General features: G+C 67.1%; 6 protein-coding genes. 4 read left to right on the top strand and 2 right to left on the bottom strand.

The window, feature by feature from the left end:
* Positions 1 to 1,097: AAA family ATPase (locus AC5RVB_RS10590; RefSeq protein ID WP_494142662.1), on the top strand; the 1,097-nt coding region annotated here is incomplete at its 5' end.
* Between the two features lie 52 nt (positions 1,098 to 1,149).
* Here AC5RVB_RS10590 and AC5RVB_RS10585 read toward each other — a convergent pair.
* Complete coding sequence (locus AC5RVB_RS10585) at positions 1,150 to 1,881, bottom strand: glutamine amidotransferase (protein WP_494142661.1); 732 nt, start codon at positions 1,879 to 1,881, stop codon at positions 1,150 to 1,152.
* On the bottom strand, positions 1,878 to 3,107 hold the full coding sequence (locus AC5RVB_RS10580; RefSeq protein WP_494142660.1) for an MFS transporter: 1,230 nt from the start codon (positions 3,105 to 3,107) through the stop codon (positions 1,878 to 1,880). The genes AC5RVB_RS10585 and AC5RVB_RS10580 overlap by 4 nt, the downstream gene beginning before the upstream one ends.
* Positions 3,108 to 3,169: 62 nt before the next feature.
* Here AC5RVB_RS10580 and ftsY point away from each other — a divergent pair, with 62 nt between their 5' ends.
* The 3 genes from ftsY (at position 3,170) to AC5RVB_RS10565 (ending at position 6,232) form a co-directional block, all read left to right on the top strand.
* Positions 3,170 to 4,357 (top strand): signal recognition particle-docking protein FtsY, encoded by a 1,188-nt coding sequence (gene ftsY, locus AC5RVB_RS10575; RefSeq protein ID WP_494142659.1) that lies wholly within the window; start codon positions 3,170 to 3,172, stop codon positions 4,355 to 4,357.
* Between the two features lie 244 nt (positions 4,358 to 4,601).
* Complete coding sequence (locus AC5RVB_RS10570; RefSeq protein WP_227901475.1) at positions 4,602 to 5,897, top strand: ammonium transporter; 1,296 nt, start codon at positions 4,602 to 4,604, stop codon at positions 5,895 to 5,897.
* Entirely contained in the window at positions 5,894 to 6,232 is a 339-nt protein-coding gene (locus AC5RVB_RS10565; protein WP_227901476.1) for a P-II family nitrogen regulator, read from the top strand. The genes AC5RVB_RS10570 and AC5RVB_RS10565 overlap by 4 nt, the downstream gene beginning before the upstream one ends.
* Position 6,233 lies beyond the last annotated feature (1 nt).

The following is a 6,233-nucleotide window of genomic DNA, read 5'->3' as shown; positions in this document are numbered from 1 at the left end:
ACCGTGCCCGGCAGCAGGCCCGGGCTGAAGCCGTGGCCGCCGCGGCCGAGACTGTGCTTGCCCGCCTGCAGCACTCGTTGTCGCTCGCGGCGGAGGAAAGGGACCTCGCCGAGGAGAACCGAGCCGCGCGCGACGCCGAACTCTCGTCCGTGCGCGCAGCCAACGTTGAAGCCGCAGCCGAGCTTGCCGGGCTCACCGACTCCGTGCACCGGGATGAACTCAACCGTGCCCAGCACGCCCTGCGGATCGAGGCACTGGAAGCCCGCGCACTGGAAGAGCTGGGCGTCACCGCCGAGCACCTGCTGGCCCATTTCGGCCCCGACCAGCCGGTTCCGGTGCCGGCGGAAGCCGAAGGCGCCGGAACGGACAAATGGGCGGCACTGCACATCCCGGTGGACGAGGACGGCAATCCACTCATGCAGGGCATCCCCTATGTGCGGGCCGAACAGGAAAAGCGGCTGAAACGGGCGCAGCGGGACCTGGCCGCCCTGGGCAAGGTCAACCCGCTCGCCCTGGAGGAATTCGCCGCGTTGGAGGAACGCCACCAATTCCTCTCCACCCAGCTGGAGGATCTGAAAGCCACCCGCCGGGACCTGCTGGACATCATTGCGGACGTCGACCGCCGGGTGGAGGAAGTCTTCACGGCCGCCTACCGCGACACCGCCGAACAGTTTGAACACGTGTTTGCACGGCTGTTCCCGGGCGGCGAGGGCCGCCTGGTGCTCACCGAACCGGAGAACATGCTGACCACCGGCATCGAAGTGCAGGCGCGGCCGGCCGGCAAAAAGATCAAGCGGCTTTCGCTGCTGTCCGGTGGAGAGAGGTCGCTGACCGCCGTGGCGCTGCTGGTGGCCATTTTCAAGGCCCGCCCCTCACCGTTCTACGTGATGGATGAGGTCGAGGCGGCACTGGATGATACGAACCTTGGCCGGCTGATCGGTATCTTCGAAGAGCTGCGCGAATCCAGCCAGCTGATTGTGATCACCCACCAGAAGCGCACCATGGAGGTGGCGGACGCCCTCTACGGCGTGACGATGCGCGGCGACGGCGTTTCGACCGTCATCAGCCAGCGGATCGAACGCGGGACCGGCAGCTGACCGCGGCACGGCAGCTGACCGCGGTACGGCGGGCCCCGCCTGGCCGCGGTAGCTAGCGGGCGTACCGGGCGGTGAAGTTGGCCAGCACCTGCGGAGGCACGTGCACCGCCGAGCCGCGGACGGCCTCCATGACGGTCTCCGCCTCCTCCGGCGGGAAATATCCGGCGTGCCGGTACACGGAAATCCGGGTCAGCAGACCGGCCACATCCAGTTCCGGATGGAACTGGGTGGCGTACAGGTTGGACTTGATCCTGAACATCTGGACCGGGCAGGTGGCCGATCCCGCCAGGTTCACCGCATGCGGCGGCAGCTGGGCCACCGCTTCCTTATGCCCCACATACGCGGAGAAACGCTCCGGCACCCCGTCCAGCAGCGGGTCCCGCCGGCCCTCGGCGGTCAGTCGGATTTCCACCGGTCCAATGGGCTCGCCGTAGGTGCGGTCCACCGTCCCGCCCTGGTGGCGGCCCAGCGTTCCCACCCCGTAACAGGCGCCGAAGAACGGAAAGTCGCGGGCCACGACGTCGTCCAGCAGCTGTCCGAGTTCGGCCTCCACCCGCAGCTGGACAGCGGACTTGGACTCCTCCGGATCACTTGAATTGAACGGGCTGCCGCCGACAATGATGCCGCTGTAGTCCGCCAGGTTCACCGGGGGCATGGGTTCCTTCTCCAGCCGGACCCGGTGCAGCTGCTCTTCCGCGAGGCTGCCGAAGCGCAGGAAGGAGGCATACTCCTCATCCGCGGCGTCGTCTTCGGCGCGGGTGGCAACAAGCAGGAAAGGCTTCATTCCTCGATGGTAGTGCGGGCCTCGGCAGCCTTACGCGAAGGCAGGGTTTCCCGCGCCGCCAGCCAGGCCACGAAGGCCATGGCCACGATGCCGCCGGTCACCCCGAACGCCCACGAGTAGCCCAGCGAATCCGCCAGCATACCGGCCAGCACCGGCCCGGCAATGGCTCCGGTATCGCTGGCCATCTGGAAGGTGGCCAGAACCTTGCCGCCGCTGCGTCCGTTGCCGATGATGTCACCGACCGCGGCCTGCTGGGCGGGGTTGAGCAGTCCGGTGCCCATACCGGCAATGACGGAGATGATCAGGAACTCGGTCACGCTGGAGCTGAAACCGATCATCGCGGTGGCCACGGCGTTCACCGCCAGCCCGATCAGCAGCAGCGGGCGGCGGCCCCAGCTGTCGGCCAGCCGTCCGGAGAAGGTCAGGACGACGGCGGTGCCCACGGCAAAGGCGGTCAGGGAAATACCGGCCACCTCGGGGCCGGCGGACAGGGCGGCAGCGGCGAACAGTGGCACCAGGGCGTTTCGGACGCCGAAGGAGGACCAGCCGTTGGCGAAGGAGGAGACCAGGGCGCCCCGGTAGGCCGAATCGCGCAGCGCTTCCCGCACGGTCAGCACCGGCAGGCCGGCAGGCTTGGTCTCCTCCGCGCCGGGGGCGGACCGGGCGTCCTTGAGGCGCAGGAACACCACGCCGGCCGCCACCACCAGGGCGCCGGCATACACCAGGAACGGAACCCGCAGGCCAAAACCGGCCAGCAGGCCGCCGAGCAGCGGCCCGCCGATATTGCCGAGCAGGAAGGACGAGGCATAGGCGCTGGACACCCGGCCGCGGACTTCAGGAGGAGCCAGCCTGATGATGAGCGCCATGGCGGAAATGGTGAACATCGTCGAGCCGATGCCGCCGAGCCCGCGGAAAATCAGCAGCTGCCAGTAACTCTGGGCGAAAGCGCAGGCGGCCGTGGACAGCGCCACGATCAGCAGGCCGGCGATGTACACCGGGCGTTCACCGAGTTTTTCCAGCAGCACGCCGCCGGCCGGGGCGAACACCAGCCGGGTGAAGGCAAAGGCGCTGACGATCACCGACGATGCCGTGACGCCGACGTCGAAACTCAGCGCGAACTGCGGCAGGACCGGGGCCACTATGCCGAAGCCGAGGGCAATGACGAAGGCGGCCGCGATAAGGACCTTGATTTCCTGCGGGATTCGGATTCGGGGAGTGCGCACCATAATAAGCTGATTCTCTCAGATGCCCGGGTGGCCCGTGAGCGGCATATGAGAAGCTTGGAAGCGTGAATGAGACCCTATCGATAGTGATCTACGTCCTCGTCGCCCTGGCGGTGGTCGGCTCTGTGGCTGCGCTGCTGGTAAGGACCCGGCGCACACCCAAGAGCATGTATCCCACCCGGCGCGACGCCAATGATCCGGTGACCGGATCCGCCGCCGGCACCGACACGCTGGAAGCGCCGCCGGGGGAGACCGACGTCGTTGTTCCCGACGACCTCCGCGATCTGGAGGAAACCCCCGCCCCGCCGGCCCGGACCATCGAAACCCCGGAACCGGTACAGGGCCGTCTGGCCCGGCTGCGGGCCCGGCTGGCCAAATCCAACAATGCCCTGGGCAAGGCGCTGCTGGCCCTGCTCTCCAGCGACAAGATCGATGAAGACGTCTGGGACGAGATTGAGGAAACCCTTCTCCTGGCAGACCTCGGCACCGAGCCCACCCTGGAACTGGTGGACGCGCTGCGCTCGCGGGTCAAGGTTTCCGGCAGCCAGGATCCGCAGGAAGTCCACGCGATGCTGCGCGAGGAACTGATCAAGCTGGTTGATCCGACCATGGACCGTTCCCTCGCCGTCGAGCGCCACGCCGAGACTCCGGCCGTGGTGATGGTGGTCGGCGTCAACGGCGTCGGCAAAACCACCACCGTGGGCAAGCTGGCCCGCGTTCTTGTGGCCGAGGACAAGGATGTGCTGCTGGGCGCCGCGGATACCTTCCGTGCCGCAGCGGCCGAACAGCTGGCCACGTGGGGCCAGCGCGTGGGTGTCCCCACGGTGCGCTCCGACGTTGACGGTGCGGACCCGGCATCGGTGGCCTTCGAAGCGGTCAAGGCCGGCATCGACGGCGAAGTGGACGTGGTCCTTATCGACACCGCCGGACGGCTGCAGAACAAGGTCGGCCTGATGGACGAGCTCGGCAAGGTCAAGCGCGTCATCGAGAAGCAGGCCGCCGTGGACGAGGTCCTGCTGGTCCTGGACGCCACCACCGGCCAGAACGGCCTGACCCAGGCGAAGGTCTTCGCCGAGGTGGTCAACATCTCCGGCATTGTCCTGACGAAGCTGGACGGCACCGCCAAGGGCGGCATCGTCGTCGCCATCCAGCGCACGCTGGGTGTGCCCGTGAAGCTGGTGGGCCTGGGCGAAGGCGCAGATGACCTGGCACCCTTCGAAGCCGAGAGCTTCGTGGACGCACTGCTGAGCTAGGCCCGGCAAGCCAGCGACGCAGCCAGCCAAAGACAATGCCCCGCCCTCCGATCAGGAGGGCGGGGCATTGTGCTGTCCGGTACCCGGTGGCGGAAACCTGCCCGAAACCGTTCCGACACGGGCCTTTTACCGGAGCGGCGGCTTTGTAACCTCCCGGCAACACCATCAGGCACACCCGGAAATCTGGCCCCGGCAAAGTTCTTTCCAGGCGGGAAAGACCCGCCACAGGTGAAGGGACGTGAAGATGGATCTGTCAGCAGGTCACGTCTGGGTGATGGTTTCGGCGGCGCTCGTGCTGCTTATGACACCGGGGGTGGCATTCTTTTATGGCGGCATGACCCGCGCCAAGGCTGCATTGAACATGATGATGATGAGCTTCGTATCCATTGGGCTCGTTGGTGTGGTCTGGGTGCTCTGGGGCTTCTCCATGACGGGCGGCGACGGCATCGCCGGCCTGTTCGGCAATCCCTTCACCTCCTTTGGCCTGGAGGACATCCTCGGTACGGAGGATCTGATCAGTGCCGGCTACGGGGCCACCTTTGCCATCATCACCGTGGCCCTGATCAGCGGGGCGATAGCGGACCGCACAAAGTTCGGCGCCTGGGCGGTGTTTGTACCCATCTGGGTAACGCTGGTGTACTGCCCGCTGGCCTTTATGGTCTGGGGCGGCGGGCTGCTCGGCGCTGAAGGAGCGGTGGGCTCCGTGGTGGGCGAAGCCATCGACTTCGCGGGCGGCACCGTGGTCCACATCAACGCCGGCGTAGCAGGCCTGGTACTGGCCCTGATCATTGGCAAGCGCAAGGGATTCGGCAAGGACCCCAGCCAGCGGCCGCACAACATCCCCTTCGTGATGCTCGGCGCCACCTTGCTCTGGTTCGGCTGGTTCGGGTTCAACGGCGGCGCGGCCGGGACTGCCGAAGAGGCAGGTCTTATCTGGATCAACACCCTCGCCGCTCCCGCAGCCGCCATGCTCGGCTGGCTGCTGACCGAACGGATCCGCGACGGACGCGCTACCTCGCTGGGGGCCGCCTCGGGAGTTGTGGCCGGCCTTGTCGCCATCACTCCGGCCTGCGCCAACGTCAGCCCGCTGGGCGCCGTGGGGCTTGGACTGGTTGCCGGTGTGCTCGCGGCCCTGGCCGTCGGGCTCAAGTACCGTTTCGGCTATGACGACTCGCTGGACGTTGTCGGCGTGCACCTCGTTGCGGGTCTGGTGGGCACCCTGGCCCTGGGCTTCATTGCGCTGCCGGTTGACGGCGCCGGCGGCGGCCTGTTCTACGGTGGCGGACTTGCCCAGCTCGGCGCCCAGCTCGCCGCAGCACTGATCGCCATCGTGTTCGCAGCGGTGATGACCCTGGTGATCGGCCTGGCCATCCACAAGACTATGGGCTTCCGGGTATCCGAAGAAGCCGAGGTCAACGGTGTGGACCTGAGCGAACACGCGGAAACCGCTTACGAATTCGGCGGCCTGGGCACCGGCGGATCCTTTACGCCCTTCCCCGAAACAGCACGCACCACCACCAAGGAGACGGTCAACTCATGAAACTCGTAACCGCCATTGTCCGTCCGGAGAAGCTGGACGCCGTCCGGGGGAGCCTGGAAAGCTACGGAGTCCAGGGACTTACGGTCAGCTCCGCCAACGGCTACGGCCGCCAGCGCGGCCACACCGAGGTCTACCGCGGCGCGGAGTACACGGTGGACCTGCTGCCCAAGGTCCGGGTGGAGGTGCTGGTGGCCAATGACTGGGTCAATGACATTGTTGATGTCCTGGTGTCCACCGCCAACACCGGCCGCGCCGGCGACGGGAAGGTATGGGTGGTGAACGTGGAGGAGGCGCTGCGCGTCCGTACCGGGGAGCGCGGGGACAGCGCCCTCTAAT

The organism is Arthrobacter sp. Y3225209, assembly GCF_059090685.1.
Note: the sequence above shows the minus strand (reverse complement) of the source record. Positions and strands in the feature narration are given on the sequence as shown.

Bases quoted from the DNA above. Each gene is read 5' to 3' on its own strand.
- AC5RVB_RS10570 (WP_227901475.1), top strand. From the start codon at position 4,602: ATGGATCTGTCAGCAGGTCACGTCTGGGTGATGGTTTCGGCGGCGCTC.
- AC5RVB_RS10585 (WP_494142661.1), bottom strand. From the start codon at position 1,881: ATGAAGCCTTTCCTGCTTGTTGCCACCCGCGCCGAAGACGACGCCGCG.
- AC5RVB_RS10580 (WP_494142660.1), bottom strand. From the start codon at position 3,107: ATGGTGCGCACTCCCCGAATCCGAATCCCGCAGGAAATCAAGGTCCTT.
- AC5RVB_RS10565 (WP_227901476.1), top strand. From the start codon at position 5,894: ATGAAACTCGTAACCGCCATTGTCCGTCCGGAGAAGCTGGACGCCGTC.